Consider the following 15,813-nt stretch of genomic DNA (forward strand, 5'->3'; position numbering starts at 1 on the left):
TTTTAAATTCGTAAAAATACATTATTTTAGCACTCCAATTTTGACTATTATTTAATAATAACATTTTAAAATTTCTGAAAATGATAACTGAAGTGCTTACTGCAAATCAATTAAAAAAAGAAGCTCCAGTATTTGGACAATTGTCTTTTAATGATCACGAACAAGTTGTTTTTTGTCAAGACAAAGATACAGGATTAAAGGCAATAATTGGTGTGCATAACACAATTTTAGGACCTGCTTTGGGAGGTACTAGAATGTATAATTATCAAACAGAATGGGATGCATTAAATGATGTATTACGTTTGTCTAGAGGTATGACCTACAAAGCTGCAATCACTGGTTTAAATCTTGGTGGTGGTAAAGCAGTAATCATCGGAGATCCTAAGACGGTCAAAACACCTGCATTGATGAGACGTTTTGGAGAGTTTGTACATACCTTAGGAGGAAAATACTACACAGCAGAAGATGTTGGAATGGAAACTTCTGATATGGATACTGTTAGAGAAGTTACTCCTTATGTAACAGGTATTTCTGAAGAAAAAGGAGGAGCGGGTAATCCATCACCAGTAACTGCTTATGGGGTGTATATGGGAATGAAAGCATCTGCTAAGTTCGCTTATGGAACAGATAATCTAGAAGGCAAAAAGATATTGGTACAAGGAATAGGTCACGTAGGAGAGGAATTAGTTCGTTTAACTGCAGAAGAAGGTGCTAACGTAATTATTGCAGATATCAATCAAGAACGTTTAGAGCAAGTAAGTGCTGCATACGGAGTTGATATTTACAGAGGACAAGATTTATATGCAGAAGAAGCGGATATCTATGCGCCGTGTGCTTTAGGAGCTACTATAAATAACGATACTATAGATAAGTTAAAAGTAAAAGTGATCGCTGGAGCGGCGAATAATCAATTAGCTACCGAGAATATCCATGGACCTTTATTGCAAGAAAGAGGTATTGTTTATGCTCCTGATTTCTTAATTAATGCAGGAGGTATTATTAATGTATACGCAGAAATAGAAGGGTACGGTAGAGAGCAGATTAAATCTAAAACCGAAAATATTTACAATACTACATTAGATATTTTGAATAAAGCAAAAGCTACAGGGATGACTACGAATGCTGCAGCAATGAGCATTGCTGAAGAAAGAATTGCTTCTAAAAAAAATAGCAAATAATAGTAATCTAAAATTTACAATATAATAATGTAAGTTTTAGAACTTGTAGAATAAAAATAATAGTATTTTTGCAGGGCGAAAGTGAGAACCACTTTCGCCCCCTTTTTATTAATGTTCTTTGTAATTTCTTATGTTAACCAGAAGACATATTCGAGTTAAAGTAATGCAGTCACTCTACGCAATGGAGCAGACGCAAAGTGATAATTTAGATAAAGAAGAAAAGTTTTTACTTTTTAGTATCGATCAGATGTATGATTTATTTCTTATTAACCTGCAACTTTTGGTAGAAATAAGAAAACATGCGGCTGATTTTATAGAAAAAAGTCAGAAAAAACATTTAGCTACTTCAGAAGAGAAAAATCCAAATTTAAAGTTTATTAATAATGAAGTTCTTTTATTGCTAGAAAAGAATCTAGAATTAAAGGAAGCTATGGATCGCAAGAAATTAAATTGTTGGGATCTAGATGACGAGTATGTAAAAATACTTTGGAAAGAAATTAAAAAGAGTGAACTATACTCAGATTACATGAGTACAAAAATGAGCTCTTTTAAAGAGGATAAAGATTTTATTCTTGATGTATTCAAAGAGATTATAGCTCCTAATGAAAAGCTCTACGAATATATAGAGGATCAAAAACTTACCTGGATTGATGATCTACCGCTTATAAATACTGGAATTATTAAAATGCTCAGAAAAATCAAAAAGACACATGATGAGCATATGTCATTACCTAGTCTTTATAAAGATATCGACGACAAAAAATTTGCAAAAGATATTTTTAGAAAAACTGCTTTAAAAGGAGTAGAGTTTGCAAAAGAGATAGAAGGTAAGACCCCAAATTGGGACAAAGACCGAATTGCAGAATTGGATAAAGCAGTGATTAAAATGGCAATTTGTGAGTTTCAAAAGTTTCCGTCAATACCTGTAAAAGTAACAATTAACGAATATTTAGAGATTGCAAAGGAATATAGTACTCCAAAGAGTAGTATATTTATCAATGGAATTCTTGATAAAATATCAAAAGAGTATCAAGAAAACGGTAAATTAAATAAAGTTGGCCGTGGACTTATGTAGTTCAAAAAAAATAGTATTTTTAACCCTCAATTAATTAAAAACCCAAGTAATGAAAAAAGGAATCTTAATTTTGGCTGGTGTTTTTGCTTTGACATTTATGTCTTGTAAAGATAATGCAGCAGAAAAAGTTAAAGAAGAAAATGTAGCAGATGCTGCAGATCGTGATGCAAAAAACACAGATTTTCCTGTAATGACTTTCTCTGAAACAGAGCACGATTTTGGAACTATCAACGAAGGTGATGTTGTAGAGCATACATTTACATTTACAAACACAGGTAAAGCTCCTTTAGTAATTGTAAACGCAAAAGGTAGTTGTGGTTGTACAGTTCCTGAGTGGACTAAAGAACCAGTAGCACCAGGAGCAACAGGATCTATGTTAGTAAAGTTTAACTCTAACGGAAAGCCTAATGCTCAGAACAAACAAGTTACTATTACTGCAAACACTGAAGCAGGAAAAGAAATCCTTAAGATTAAGGCAATGGTAACTCCAAAAGCTAAGCCAGTTAGCGGAACTCCTGTAAGTGAGTAATATTTATGGAAGGATTTGGAGGACAGTTACCTTTTATACTTCTGATATTTGTAGTGATGTATTTTTTTATGATACGTCCACAAATGCAAAAGGCTAAAAAGGAGAAGAAATTTGCTGAAGAACTTAAGAAAGGAGATCGTGTTGTTACAAAAAGCGGTCTTCACGGAAAAGTTTTTGACTTCAGTGAAAAAAATAATGCCGTTATTATCGAAACCGGATCAGGAAAGCTAACATTTGATAAATCTGCCATTTCACTAGAAATGAGTCAGAAATTAAATGCGCCACCTGCAGAAAAGAAAAAATAATAAAGGCTATCGTTAAAAAAAAGCGTCGTACATCTTGTGTACGACGCTTTTTTTATGGGTAATATGTACTTATGATTTCATAGTCACAATACGTTGTGGTAATGGTGCTGCATAGTTAGCATTACCTAATGCCTCAACAATTTTTTGACGTGTATCCCAATATACATCCCAATAATCATCGCAAGTAGAATATGGTAGTGCTAATAGCTCAACTCCATTCGCTCCCAAATTATTAACAGCAACTCTTGGTGCAGGATCATTCATTACTTTTGGATCATTTTTCATTACCTCTAGCACGATTTGTTTTGCCTTTTCGATATCGGTTCCATATTGGATACCAAAAGGCATATCTACTCTTAAGTTACCAATTGTAGTAAGGTTGGTGATTGTTCCTGAAGTAATAGAACCATTAGGAATGATTTCTGTTTTGTTTTGGAACGTTTCTAAGATGGTAACGAAAACCGAAATTTCCTTAACAAAACCTAATTTCCCTCCAGTTTCGATAAGATCTCCTACCTTAAACGGTCGGAAAACTAATAACATTACTCCTGCAGCCATATGTCCTAATGAACCGTTAAAAGCGCCACCAATAGCTAAACCAACGGCCGCTAATAAGGCTGCAAAAGTCGCTGTTGGAATCCCAACGATTCCTGCAATAGAAATAAATAACAGTACCTTTAGTAAGAAATTAACTAAAGTAACTAAGAAAGGTTTTAGTGTGTGATCTACATTACTTTTGTCAAACGCTTTTTTGATGGCTTTCATGATCATCTTTACAATCCAGAGACCAATAATTAGGGCTACAATTCCTCCAACAATTTTTAATCCATATTGACCTACACCTTCTTGTATAGAGTTAAAAAATCCTCCTAAAGAGTCCATAATGGCACCTCCGGTCTCAGTTGTAGCAGATACTGCTGTATCCACTACTTTTTCTGTAGTTTGCATGATTTACGTTTTAAAGTGATTAAATAGTTATCACATAAATCTACTACTATACGAGGTATTTGCTTTTTATTTCGAAATGAGAAAAAAGAGTAAAATCGTCCAAATAATTAAAATATCGACGAAGTACTATTTACGTTCTGCAGTAAGTTGTGCAATCTTTACGATTACTTCTACAGCTTTGATCATACTTTCTACCGGAACATATTCATATCTTCCATGGAAATTATGACCACCAGCAAATATATTAGGGCAAGGTAATCCCATATAGCTCAATTGCGATCCATCGGTTCCCCCGCGGATTGGTTTTATAAGCGGTTTAATTCCCAATGCCTTCATAGCTTCTTCGGCAATATCTACAATATGCATTACAGGTTCCACCTTTTCCTTCATATTATAGTATTGATCTTTTATCTCTACATGGATAACATCTTTTCCATATTGCTTATTAAGCTCATCACCTAGTTTGGACATCATTTCTTTGCGAGCTTCAAAATGCTCCTTATCATGATCTCTAATAATGTAATGTAATTTGGTTTCTTCTACTTCACCATTCATGGTATGAAGATGAAAGAATCCCTCACGACCACTAGTATGTTCTGGAGTTTCCAATCGAGGTAAAGAGTTAATAAAATCCTGAGCGATATACATACTATTAATCATTTTGCCTTTAGCATACCCAGGATGTACTATTTTTCCTTTGATCGTAACTACGGCACCTGCGGCATTAAAATTCTCGTATTCTAATTCACCAATTTGACTACCATCCATTGTATAAGCCCATTCTGCACCAAACTTTTGTACATCAAATTTATGAGCTCCTCTTCCAATTTCTTCATCTGGAGTAAATCCAATACGGATTTTACCATGCTTTATTTCAGGATGTTGGATTAAGTATTCCATAGCAGATACTATTTCTGCAATACCAGCTTTATCATCAGCACCTAATAGAGTAGTACCATCAGTGGTGATTAACGTTTGTCCTTTGTATAGTTTTAAATCTTCAAAATAATCTGGCGATAAAATAATTTCTTCCTCCTTATTCAGTATAATGTCTTTTCCATCGTAATTTTCTATGATCTGCGGATTTACATTCGCTCCTGTAAAATCAGGTGTAGTATCGAAATGAGAAATAAAACCAATAGTAGGTACTTCATGATCTATATTAGAAGGTACTGTCGCCATGATGTACGCATTTTCATCGATAGTGACATCCTCCAAACCAATAGATTTTAATTCTTCCACTAATTTATTCGCAAGATCCCATTGTTTCTCAGAGCTTGGAGTAGTATCGCTGTTAGGATCACTTTCTGTATCTATAGTAACATAACTTATAAATCTATCAATAATATGTTTTTTTGGAATCATAGCGAGGTGTGTTTTTACTTGAAGATTTCAAAAATACGGTATTCTACTAAAAAGTTGTTTCAAAAAAAAGAAAACCTTGTGAACAAGGTTTTCTTTATATAAGCCAAACAATTATAACTTAACAAAAGGGGTATTAACAAATCATAAAATTAGAAGCTAGTTACATTGTTGTTCGGCTGGTAGACATAATTAAATGTGAAATATCTACCTTCATCAGTAAAGGCATCTGGATTGGTAGGTGCATCTTTATAATAGCTGAGAATTTCTACTTTAGCATATTTATTTTCAGATGTTCTAATGACTAAGATTTTCCCCGGTAATGGAGTAATCAAAAATAACGGAGATCCAGAATAATTATACCATCCGTTATCACTTCCTGATGGAATAGCAAGAACGTCTGCTGCATCTTGTGTAAAAAGATTAGTGTCTACAGAGGCGATATCCGTCATGGTTCCAGTAGCAATATAAGCAGCAGCATTTGAAGTTCTGTCTGGTTCATCAGTAGTTCCTTGAGAAACTCCTCCGTTTATTATAATCGTCGTTCCTCTAAAAGCAATATCCCAGTCATCTGCATTTGTAGTGATTTGTCCTGCATCCAAATCATATAAGGTAAACTCTCCAGATATTGGTTGTCCTTGTCCGCCTTCTTGAGGGGCGTGGATATTGTTTGCAGTTGCAGAAACAAGGTCTGCTAATGCTTGGCTGTCATCATTGTCATCTGAATTAGCAACAAATCCATCTGGAGCTGTACATGCAAGTTGTGATGAAGCGGCATTTCCTAGTCCATCGCCATCAGCATCTTCAAAAAAAACAGTCTCTGCACATGATGAGTCGTCATCACTGCTACAAGAAGCAACAATGAAACTAAAAATTAGTAATAAATAAAATCCTCTTTTCATTTTTATACATATTAAAATTGGTAATTAACTCTTACATATCCTCTTATTCCGGGATTTCCTGGGATATTAATATTTTGGTAGTTGAGTACGTTATCCGCACCTGCTTGTATTTCAAATTTTTTAAATAGCCTTTTGCTGGCTGCTATGTTCAGTGTTGCAAAACCATCAACGACAACCGCTTCACTATCGAAAGCATCAAATGTTCCATTACCATTAGTGTCTCCTAGTCCATACGTACTTCTGTAGATGGCACGTGCATTAAGGTTTAAAGTCCATTTTGGTATTTCCCAAAAGACTTTGAGATTTCCATTATGTCTTGATCGATTAAAAAAACCGTAATGATCATCTTCGGAGAGTGCCACGGATGTTAGGTTTTCGTCTCGTACAAATAGTTCTCTGTTTTTTACTTGTCTTTTAATGTCTTTATTAAAAGCGTATAATAGCTGGTAGCCACCACTGATTTCTATATTTTTATGTAAATGATAAGTAGCACTAAATTCTATTCCTTCGGTATAGATTTCATCAAAATTCTGATAGCTAAATACATTTTGTCCGTTCGTTTTTCTAGCAAGCACAAAAGTGTCAATCAGATTTCTAAAGTCATTCCTAAAAAAGTTGAGATCTAATATGAGTTTATTAGATTGTCGATAGTTAAGTCCAATGTTATAACCAATAGAACTTTCAGCTTCGAGATCATTTCCAAAAGGAGCTATTAGTTCATCAACTCTTGCTTGTCCTTGTGCAGATGTTAGATTAGTTCCAAATGCTAATTGTCCTTGATCAAAAAGAGTCTGTAGTTCTTGTGGTACTGTTTTGTAGCCTAAAACTGAATATCCAACAGATGGATTAGTAAAGTTTAGGTACAGTTGTCTAAAATCTGGGGCTTTGAATCCATAACCTGTAGAACCTTTGATAGAAAGGTTGTCAGTTATTTTATAGTTAAAGGCAAACTTTGGACTTACCTGATTACTATATTCTGAGTGATTGTCAAAACGAGCTCCGATGATAATATTTAGGTTTTCTAATGGATTCATGTCGAACTGACTATAGATATACTGAGAATTGAAGCTAACTTCATTTTCAAAAAGACTTCTGTCTAGAAAGTCATATTGATAACCAGCACCAGTGGTTATCGTACCAATATTTCCAATTTTATTATTCGCACGTATTTCACCTCTAAATAGTTTTTGATCAAATAAATTGCTGAAAACTATATCATTAGTTTCAGAATTTCTGCTGATATCTTCCGCGATATAATTAGTATAGTATAACTCATAAGTAGCATCAAACTTTTTAGACCAGTTTTGATCTAATTTGATAAGGGCGTTTATATCTCTTTCTATTGCTTCACCTTCGGCATTTACTATAACTTCTTGTCCATCTGCATCTGTATCGCTAATTGAAAAACCAGAATCTTGTAATTGATCAAAATACCTTCCTGAAGCACTTAATTTTAGGTTGTCATTAATCTCATAATAAAATCGACCATTAAAAGTGTAATTCTCAATTGGATTTATCGTTAAAGAGTTTTCATCATTATCAGGATTAAGAGTGTATCTTCCTCTAGAAAAACGGTTTCCAAACAAAGCATATCGTATTTTACCTTTTTTTTGTTGGAATGATAGATTCATGTCCTGAGCAGTAAAAGATCCAATTCGATAAGATGCTTGTCCTTTCAGTTTTTCGTTTTTAGGTTTTTCTGTAATAATATTAATTACTCCTGCTAAAGCTTCAGATCCGTATAAGCTACTGGTCGGTCCTTTGACCACTTCTATCTGTTTAATATTACCAACGGTTAATCTACTTAGATCAAAATTACCTGAGCTTCTACCCACAAGTGGGACACCATCTAATAATATGAGTGTGTAATCAGAATCTATTCCTTGTATTTGAATGCCTTCAAAACCACTTTCATCATTAGCAAGAACAAGTCCAGTTTGTTCTGCTAGAATATCATTTAAGCGAACACTTCCAGATTGTTTAATAATCTTATCCGAAACTAAAATTACAGGTAGTGGAATAGAAGATAATTGACGTTCTGTCCGCGTAGCAGTCAGAACAACTTCTTCCAGCTTTTCAGTTTTTAAGGAGTCATTTTCTCTAGATAGAGGATCTTCCTGACCGTATGAATTAAAAGATAAAAGTAATATTAAGGTAATGAATTTCTTCATTTATTTAGATTAATTAAAAATAATAATTAGCTTTGCAAATATATAATCTTATTTTAATTGAGTCTAAATAAGAGTAATTAATTTTTTGTTTTTAACCTTTTTAATTATTAATCAAAATGAAAATCAGTCGGTTAGCAGCTATCTTGTCACTATTTATGTCTGGTGTGGTAGTAAGTCAAACAAGTAAAAAAGAAAATGATCTTACCGCAATAAAGTCTATGTGCGGGTGCTATGAAGTGTCTTTTAATTTTGCAGAAACCTTTAGTTACAGTAGTGATTCTTTATATAAACCTTCTAAAGTAAAAGTAACAGGAGGTATAGAATGGGCACAGCTTGTAGTCGATGAAGAAGATAAAATATCTATCCAGCACATCTTACAAGTCGGTAATCCAGCAGAGCCTCATATTGTGAAGCATTGGAGACAAGATTGGGAATATGAAAATCAAGATTTTTATCTATACGATGGGGATAACAATTGGAAATATGTTCAAAAGCCTAAAGAAGATGTAACTGGGCAGTGGTCTCAAAAAGTCTTTCAAGTAGATGATAGCCCTCGTTATGAAGGTTCAGCAAGTTGGGTACATGTTGATGGTAAAAGCTTTTGGGAAAATACAACTCCAGCACCACTGCCAAGAAGAGAATATACTACAAGAAGTGACTATAATGTTACGATCAGAGGAAATCGTCATGAAATCACTGAAACTGGATGGATTCATGATCAGGATAATGCTAAAGTAATACGAGAAAAAAAGAAAGAAGATGTTATTCTTGCCAAAGAAAAAGGATATAATGTTTACAAGCGTGTAGATGATAAACGTTGTGCAGCAGCTGCTAATTGGTGGAAAGAGCATCAAAGTAAATGGGCATTAGTTCGTGGTAAATGGGATGAAGTATTTGCTAGAAATAAGAATTTATCCTTAGAGCTGAAGGTGGAAAACAAGGCACTATATAAGCATTTGTTTACCGAAGATTATACCGCAGAAGCTGATATCAATTCTATTATAGAATCCTTTGTAAAAAAACCATAATATGTATTACAAGTATTGTACGTGCCTTATCCTTGTTTTTGTCTTGACAAAAATGACGGCTCAGCAAAATGTTTTTTTAGATAGAGCTTACTGGAAAGCTAATCCCACTATTGATCAAATAGATAAGGACATTGCGAATGGAAATGATCCCACAGAATTAAATCGATTTGCTTTTGATGCAGTTTCCTGGGCACTAATTGAAAAAGTAGATAATACAACTATAAAATATCTATTGACTAAAAAAGGAAATGATGTAAATAAGAAGACGCATGACGGTCGTACGTATATTTTTTGGGCGATTTATCGAGATAATCTTGAGATGATGCAATATCTTTTGGATAAAGGAGCAAGAACTGATTTCATCGATAGTCATGGATATTCGGTACTAAACTTTGGAGCTGTTACTGGGCAAACAAATACTAAGCTGTATGATTTTTGCATAGCTAACGGAGCAGATCCTTTAAAAGAGAAAAGTAATGACGGAGCTAATCCAATGTTATTAGTGGCTCCATTTTTAGAAGATGACACGTTGATCACTTACTTTCTTGATAAAGGTATTGATCTGCACAGTAAAGATGATAAAGGGAATGGAATCTTTAATTATGCTGCCAAAAAAGGAAATAAGAAACTGTTGGATCTACTCATTCAGAAAGGAGTAACCTATAAAGAATTAAATGACAATGGTGGCAACGCTTTCATATTTGCAAGTCAAGGTACCAGAGGAACTGAAAATAGTCTTGATGTCTATAAATATTTAGAGGCATTGGGAATTCAACCTAATGTAGTAACAAAAGATGGAGTAAATCCATTACATGCTTTAGCTTTTAAAAATAAAGACCTTAATATCTTCAACTATTTTATCGAAAAAGGAGTGGATGTTAATCAGGCAGATAGTAAAGGTGATACTCCTTTTGCTAATGCAGTTTCTCGAAATGATTTCAATAGTATTTCGCATTTGATCAAAAGTGTTAGTAACATAAATCATGCAAATAAAAGCGGAGTAACTCCATTGATGAAAGCTGCTCAAAGAAATTCATTAGAAGTGGTAGATCTATTGCTAAAAAATGGAGCAGATCCAATTTTGAAAGATGTAGAAGGAAATTCATTAGCATATTACGTTGTACAGTCTTACAATGCTAAAAAGCCAGATGAATTTGACAAGAAGATTTCATTGCTTAAAGAAAAAGGAGTGAATTTTACAGAACAGCAAGCAGATGGAGAAACACTATGGCATCTGGCTGTAAAGAAGAACGATCTAAGCTTGCTTAAAAAGATCGCACAATTAGATGTGTCTTTGAATACAAAGAATTCAGATGGAAATACAGCACTCCATTTAGCAGCTATGAAAGCTAAGAATACAGATGTATTGAAGTTCCTATTAGAAAATGGTGCCGATAAGAATATCCAAACCAGTTTTGATGAAACTGTTTTTGATCTGGCATCAGAAAACGAATTATTACAAAAACAAAATATTCAGTTGAACTTCTTACAAGATTAGATCAAAAGAATATTTCAATTAAAATAATAGAGATTAACAGATAATATGGAAAAGATTTTTAAGATATTTCCAATAGCAGTTTTTACAATATTGGCTTTATTTTCTTTTACAAAAGAACCTAATACGACAAACTTAAAATGTATGATTCAGATGGTCAATTATACCGGAGAAGGAGCATATGTTGTAATTTCCCTTATGAAACCAGATGGGTCATATGATCAAACCTTATATGTACAAGGAAAGGACAGTGAATGGTATAGCGATATTACAGAATGGTGGAAGTTTTATGGAAAAAGAAGGCCTGATATCGATGCGATTTCAGGAGCAACAATTGGTGGTGGAGAGAGAACAGTGAGTGTTATTAAAATTCCCAAGGATAAAATCAATGCTGGTTATAAAATCCGTTTTGAAACTGCAGTAGAAGATCAAGAGTATTACAAAGATGACGTGGAATTCGAATTAACCACAGCAACTTTAAAATCTAAAGTAAAAGGAAACGGTTTTATTAGATATGTGAGGATGATGCCTCAATAATATAAAGGAAATATGACGATTTCGATATGGAGATATAGCCATTTAATTTTGGCTATATCTTCTGCTGTTTTTTTATCAATAGCTGCTATTACTGGAATTATTCTGGCTTTAGAGCCTATTTCCAATGCTGCTCAACCTTATGCTATCGAAAATATAGATACTATATCGATTGCAGAAATGGTTGAAGTACTTCAAAAAGAATATGAAGAAGTAATTGATATTGTTGTAGAAGAAGCCAATTTTGTGATAGCTTCTGTAGTTACCAAAAATGGGAAAAATGAAAGAATCTACATAGACCCAAGAACAGGAGAAAAATTAGGAGTTCCAGAAAATAAAGCAGCAATATTCAAATTTGCAACAAATTTGCATCGATCTCTGTTTTTGAAAAGTATTGGTCGGTTTTTTGTTGGGTTAGTTTCTTTATTACTGGTAATTATAGCAATTACAGGAGTCCTTCTTATTTGTAAGAGACAAGGTGGGTTTACACGTTTTTTTTCGAAAGTACACAAAGAGTATTCTAATCAATTCTATCATGTAGTTCTCGGGAGATGGTTTTTAATCACAATACTCATTATAGCTGTCACAGGAGTATATTTATCACTAGAAAAATTTTCTTTATTACCTAAACATTCATCATCTAATCAAGTTCCTATTCTAGAGCATACAGAAGATTCGGCTATTTCTATTGCTGATTTTGAAATTTTTAAGAATATAAAACTTGACGAAGTAAGAAATATACAATTCCCTTTTTCAGATGATATTGAAGATTATTTTACATTAGAATTGATGCATAAGGAACTTATCGTTAATCAGTTTAACGGTCATGTTCTAGTTGATCAACAGTATCCTTTTGTAAAATTGGTCTCGTATTACAGTCTAATATTGCATACAGGAAAAGGAAATGTTTTATGGTCTATCGTGCTGCTTGCTACTAGCGTTGTACTCCTTTTTTTTATGTACTCAGGTTTTTATATGACTATTCAACGTAGAAAAACAAGAAAACTAATTCAGAATGATACAAGTAAAGACTCAAGTGAATATATAATTTTAGTGGGATCCGAAAATGGTTCTACTTATATTTTTGCAGACTTGTTGAGAAATGCATTAACTGTTCTGGGAAAGACGGTATTTGTTTCCGAATTAAACGCTTATGCCACTTATAAACGTGCAAAACATGTTATTGCTATTACGGCTACCTATGGAGAAGGAGAAGCTCCAACGAATGCAAGAAAGTTTAGTCGTTTATTTAAAGAAATAGAGCCTTTGCAACAACTCAAGTTTTCTGTTGTGGGTATGGGATCTTTGGCATATAAAGATTTTTGTAAATATGCAGATGATATTTATAAAATGTTTAGTTCTCACCCTAAATTTACCACCGAAATACCCTTGCAAAAAATAAATAATAAGTCTACTCAGGATTTTAAAGAGTGGATGAAAAAGTGGAGCGATAAAGAAGAAACCTTATTTGATTCTAAAAATTATGAAGAGTATAATATACCGAAATATGATTCTTTCAAGATTGTTGATAAAACGGAAATTAACAAAGACAACACTTTTTTATTAAAACTACGAGCTACTGATCGTTCGATTACTTATAAATCAGGGGATTTGTTAGCAGTTATCCCTAATGAAAGTATAATGGAGAGACTTTATTCCATAGGAAAATTGGATACTGATATTATATTAAGTGTAAAAAAACATGAACGAGGTGTTTGTTCAACATATCTGAGTGCACTTAATATAGGTGATACTCTGAAAGCTAGAGTTCAAATTAATACGAAGTTTCATTTACCCGAAAGAAGTAAAAAGGTCATTTTAATAGCTAATGGTACAGGTGTAGCACCATTTTTAGGGGTGATTCGAAATAGAAACCTTAGAACAGATCTTTTTTGGGGAGTGAGAACAAAGGAATCACTGAATATTTATGACTGTTTTGTAGGGGCAAATATAGCACAATCGGATTCGACTCATATTGCATATTCTAAGGAGAATGAACAACAGTATGTGCAAGATTTGATACATGAAAAAAGAGATGTCGTAATTGATGTTATTAAAAATGAAGGGGTTATTATGATTTGTGGATCTCTAAATATGCAAAAGGGAGTATTCGAACTATTGGAAACTATCTTGGAAAAAGATTCGGAGGTAACACTGGATGATCTTATAGATGATCAAAGATTACTAGTGGATTGTTACTAAAATCATATTCGTATTTTCTTGAGCCTAATACTTGATGGAAATCTAATATCATCACAAAACTTCAATTTTTGTATGCTAGAATTTTTGTAACCCGTATTTTTACAGCCAAAACCATATTGGAATGTATAAAACACTAATTCGTCCAATTCTATTTCAATTCGATCCAGAAAAAGTACACTACTTTACTTTTAGTTTAATAAAATTTATTTCTAGATTTCCTTTTGTTTCTTCCTTAATTCGTTCGCGATATTTTGTAAAGGGCATAGGTCTTCATAGAGAAGTTTTTGGTTTAACATTCAAAAACCCAGTAGGATTAGCAGCAGGGTTTGATAAAAATGCTGTGTTGTATAACGAATTAGCTAATTTTGGTTTTGGTTTTATCGAGATAGGCACAGTTACTCCAAGAGGGCAAGTTGGAAATCCTAAAAAAAGATTGTTTAGATTGAAAGATGATAAAGGGATCATTAATCGAATGGGCTTTAATAATGAAGGACTTGAAGCTGCAATCACTCAATTAAAGAAAAACAAGGGGAAGCTTATTATTGGGGGAAACATAGGTAAAAATACGGATACTGCTCCAGAAGATTATACGAAAGACTATTTGCAATGTTTTGAAGCTTTACATCCTTATGTAGATTATTTTGTTCTAAATGTAAGTTGTCCTAATGTAAGCAGTCATGCCAAACTAAACGATAAGGACTATTTAGTAGAATTGATTGAAGCGGTTCAAAAGAAAAATAAAACTTTTGATTCGCAGAAACCTATTGTATTAAAGATCGCACCAGATCTAAACACAAATCAGTTAGATGAAATTGTGGAACTGGTCCAAGAAACAAAACTAGATGGTGTTATTGCAAGTAATACTTCTGTTTCTAGAGAAGGATTAAAAGTTTCTCAAACAAGACTGGAGGAAATAGGGAACGGAGGTTTAAGTGGACAACCTATTAAAGATAAAAGTACTGCTGTAATCAAATATTTATCAGATAAAAGTAATAGATCATTTCCGATTATTGGAGTAGGAGGAATCCATAACGCTAACGATGCCATAGAAAAAATGGAAGCAGGTGCAAGCTTGGTACAGATCTATACTGGTTTTATTTATGAAGGACCTAAATTGATAAGAGATATCAATAAAGCTGTAATAGCAAAAGGATTATAAAATATTACTTAAGAATAATTTTCTGGGTTTCTATTCGTCCAGCTTCAGTAAATAAACGTACAAGATATATTCCAGAGTTTAGATTAGTTAAATCAAGGTTGATAGTATTGTTGCTGTTTTTGAAATCGTAACGCCTCACTTGTTTCCCAAGTACGTTGTATATCTCAATTTCTTTAATGTTAGATACCTTTCCAGTTAGTATAGATATATTACCGTCACTTGGATTAGGAGAGATTTTTATTTCTTCTTTTTGATTATTGAAGTCTTGAACGTTGAGTTGTTTTTGAGTAAAAACAATGGTTCCAATTCTTTCGTTAATTAAAGGGGTATTCGTGTGATTCACCAAAGAAATAGGTTCGTGTGGATTGGTAGGATTATTATTTAAACTGTAACCATTTCCTTCTTCTGTTCCTGCATCATAAGTAAATAAATCCATGGTAATTTCAGGAATCCATTGTCCTCCATTATCAATTAGAGAAACACTATTTACTGCAATCATCCAATCAGGACTTGGAGCTAACATAGATGCTAAACTTACTAATGGATAATCAGAACTTACTGTAACATCGCTTATTGTAATCGTTCTTTCTGGTCCATTAAAAAATAAATCTGGACCTTCTATAAATTGATCTGCATTATTCGCATTGATAGCAGCATTAACTTCAGATTCAAAAATACTGAAACCTCCAGTTTCCGCTACTTGTTCAATTCCCGGAGTAGCCAAACCTCCCATTTCTAGCAAAGTAATACTGGTGTTATGGGTGGCTCCTACCAATTCTGTAAAGTGAGCACTACCAGGAAGCGTTCCATGTGCTTCCCAATTACTGGTAAAAATAATATCATAGGTAGCTGTTGTAGTCTGACCAAAAGAATAAAAACAAAATAATAAGAAAATAGGTTGGAGTATAAGCTTTTTCATTTGTGT

14 protein-coding genes are annotated in these 15,813 nt (G+C 33.3%); 9 read left to right on the plus strand and 5 right to left on the minus strand.

The window, feature by feature from the left end; all coding sequences use genetic code 11:
- Positions 1-80 precede the first annotated feature (80 nt).
- The 4 genes from Q1A73_RS20185 to yajC all read left to right on the plus strand — a co-directional run bounded on the left by Q1A73_RS20185 (position 81) and on the right by yajC (position 3,087).
- A complete protein-coding gene (locus Q1A73_RS20185) occupies positions 81-1,178 on the plus strand; it encodes a Glu/Leu/Phe/Val dehydrogenase (protein WP_299609359.1) in 1,098 nt (365 codons plus the stop codon).
- Positions 1,179-1,341: 163 nt separating this feature from the next.
- Complete coding sequence (gene nusB, locus Q1A73_RS20190; protein WP_299609362.1) at positions 1,342-2,253, plus strand: transcription antitermination factor NusB; 912 nt, start codon at positions 1,342-1,344, stop codon at positions 2,251-2,253.
- Between the two features lie 49 nt (positions 2,254-2,302).
- Positions 2,303-2,782, plus strand: coding sequence for a DUF1573 domain-containing protein (locus Q1A73_RS20195; protein WP_219009918.1), 480 nt, complete (start codon positions 2,303-2,305; stop codon positions 2,780-2,782).
- A 5-nt stretch (positions 2,783-2,787) separates the two neighbouring features.
- Positions 2,788-3,087 (plus strand): preprotein translocase subunit YajC, encoded by a 300-nt coding sequence (gene yajC / locus Q1A73_RS20200; RefSeq protein ID WP_299609368.1) that lies wholly within the window; start codon positions 2,788-2,790, stop codon positions 3,085-3,087.
- A 69-nt stretch (positions 3,088-3,156) separates the two neighbouring features.
- Here the strand turns inward: yajC and Q1A73_RS20205 are convergent, their stop codons facing one another.
- The 4 genes from Q1A73_RS20205 to Q1A73_RS20220 form a co-directional block, all read right to left on the minus strand.
- Positions 3,157-4,035, minus strand: coding sequence for a mechanosensitive ion channel domain-containing protein (locus Q1A73_RS20205; RefSeq protein ID WP_299609371.1), 879 nt, complete (start codon positions 4,033-4,035; stop codon positions 3,157-3,159).
- A 126-nt stretch (positions 4,036-4,161) separates the two neighbouring features.
- Complete coding sequence (gene pepT, locus Q1A73_RS20210; RefSeq protein ID WP_299609374.1) at positions 4,162-5,400, minus strand: peptidase T; 1,239 nt, start codon at positions 5,398-5,400, stop codon at positions 4,162-4,164.
- Positions 5,401-5,549: 149 nt separating this feature from the next.
- The gene (locus Q1A73_RS20215) at positions 5,550-6,299 is read right to left on the minus strand and encodes an HmuY family protein (protein ID WP_299609377.1); all 750 of its coding nucleotides are present in this window, start codon (positions 6,297-6,299) and stop codon (positions 5,550-5,552) included.
- 11 nt (positions 6,300-6,310) lie between these two features.
- Complete coding sequence (locus Q1A73_RS20220; protein ID WP_299609379.1) at positions 6,311-8,470, minus strand: TonB-dependent receptor; 2,160 nt, start codon at positions 8,468-8,470, stop codon at positions 6,311-6,313.
- Positions 8,471-8,586: 116 nt separating this feature from the next.
- Between Q1A73_RS20220 and Q1A73_RS20225 the strand changes: the two genes are divergently transcribed.
- From Q1A73_RS20225 to Q1A73_RS20245, 5 genes are all read left to right on the plus strand, one after another.
- Entirely contained in the window at positions 8,587-9,498 is a 912-nt protein-coding gene (locus Q1A73_RS20225; protein WP_299609382.1) for a DUF6607 family protein, read from the plus strand.
- Between the two features lies 1 nt (position 9,499).
- Entirely contained in the window at positions 9,500-10,996 is a 1,497-nt protein-coding gene (locus Q1A73_RS20230; protein WP_299609384.1) for an ankyrin repeat domain-containing protein, read from the plus strand.
- Between the two features lie 45 nt (positions 10,997-11,041).
- Positions 11,042-11,530 carry a DUF2271 domain-containing protein gene (locus Q1A73_RS20235; protein ID WP_299609387.1) on the plus strand — a complete coding sequence of 163 codons (489 nt, stop codon included), beginning with the start codon at positions 11,042-11,044 and terminating at the stop codon, positions 11,528-11,530.
- Positions 11,531-11,542: 12 nt separating this feature from the next.
- On the plus strand, positions 11,543-13,729 hold the full coding sequence (locus Q1A73_RS20240) for a PepSY domain-containing protein (RefSeq protein WP_299609390.1): 2,187 nt from the start codon (positions 11,543-11,545) through the stop codon (positions 13,727-13,729).
- A gap of 121 nt (positions 13,730-13,850) precedes the next feature.
- Complete coding sequence (locus tag Q1A73_RS20245) at positions 13,851-14,888, plus strand: quinone-dependent dihydroorotate dehydrogenase (RefSeq protein ID WP_299609393.1); 1,038 nt, start codon at positions 13,851-13,853, stop codon at positions 14,886-14,888.
- 4 nt (positions 14,889-14,892) lie between these two features.
- Here the strand turns inward: Q1A73_RS20245 and Q1A73_RS20250 are convergent, their stop codons facing one another.
- Positions 14,893-15,807 carry a spondin domain-containing protein gene (locus Q1A73_RS20250; protein WP_299609395.1) on the minus strand — a complete coding sequence of 305 codons (915 nt, stop codon included), beginning with the start codon at positions 15,805-15,807 and terminating at the stop codon, positions 14,893-14,895.
- Between the last annotated feature and the right edge of the window lie 6 nt (positions 15,808-15,813).

Source organism: uncultured Aquimarina sp. (genome assembly GCF_947492115.1).
Lineage (GTDB): Bacteria > Bacteroidota > Bacteroidia > Flavobacteriales > Flavobacteriaceae > Aquimarina.

Excerpts from the sequence above, each read along its gene's own strand:
- Q1A73_RS20245 (WP_299609393.1), top strand. The coding sequence starts at position 13,851 with ATGTATAAAACACTAATTCGTCCAATTCTATTTCAATTCGATCCAGAA.
- pepT (WP_299609374.1), bottom strand. The coding sequence starts at position 5,400 with ATGATTCCAAAAAAACATATTATTGATAGATTTATAAGTTATGTTACT.
- Q1A73_RS20240 (WP_299609390.1), top strand. The coding sequence starts at position 11,543 with ATGACGATTTCGATATGGAGATATAGCCATTTAATTTTGGCTATATCT.
- Q1A73_RS20220 (WP_299609379.1), bottom strand. The coding sequence starts at position 8,470 with ATGAAGAAATTCATTACCTTAATATTACTTTTATCTTTTAATTCATAC.
- Q1A73_RS20235 (WP_299609387.1), top strand. The coding sequence starts at position 11,042 with ATGGAAAAGATTTTTAAGATATTTCCAATAGCAGTTTTTACAATATTG.
- nusB (WP_299609362.1), top strand. The coding sequence starts at position 1,342 with ATGCAGTCACTCTACGCAATGGAGCAGACGCAAAGTGATAATTTAGAT.
- Q1A73_RS20185 (WP_299609359.1), top strand. The coding sequence starts at position 81 with ATGATAACTGAAGTGCTTACTGCAAATCAATTAAAAAAAGAAGCTCCA.
- Q1A73_RS20215 (WP_299609377.1), bottom strand. The coding sequence starts at position 6,299 with ATGAAAAGAGGATTTTATTTATTACTAATTTTTAGTTTCATTGTTGCT.
- Q1A73_RS20230 (WP_299609384.1), top strand. The coding sequence starts at position 9,500 with ATGTATTACAAGTATTGTACGTGCCTTATCCTTGTTTTTGTCTTGACA.
- yajC (WP_299609368.1), top strand. The coding sequence starts at position 2,788 with ATGGAAGGATTTGGAGGACAGTTACCTTTTATACTTCTGATATTTGTA.
- Q1A73_RS20250 (WP_299609395.1), bottom strand. The coding sequence starts at position 15,807 with ATGAAAAAGCTTATACTCCAACCTATTTTCTTATTATTTTGTTTTTAT.
- Q1A73_RS20205 (WP_299609371.1), bottom strand. The coding sequence starts at position 4,035 with ATGCAAACTACAGAAAAAGTAGTGGATACAGCAGTATCTGCTACAACT.
- Q1A73_RS20225 (WP_299609382.1), top strand. The coding sequence starts at position 8,587 with ATGAAAATCAGTCGGTTAGCAGCTATCTTGTCACTATTTATGTCTGGT.
- Q1A73_RS20195 (WP_219009918.1), top strand. The coding sequence starts at position 2,303 with ATGAAAAAAGGAATCTTAATTTTGGCTGGTGTTTTTGCTTTGACATTT.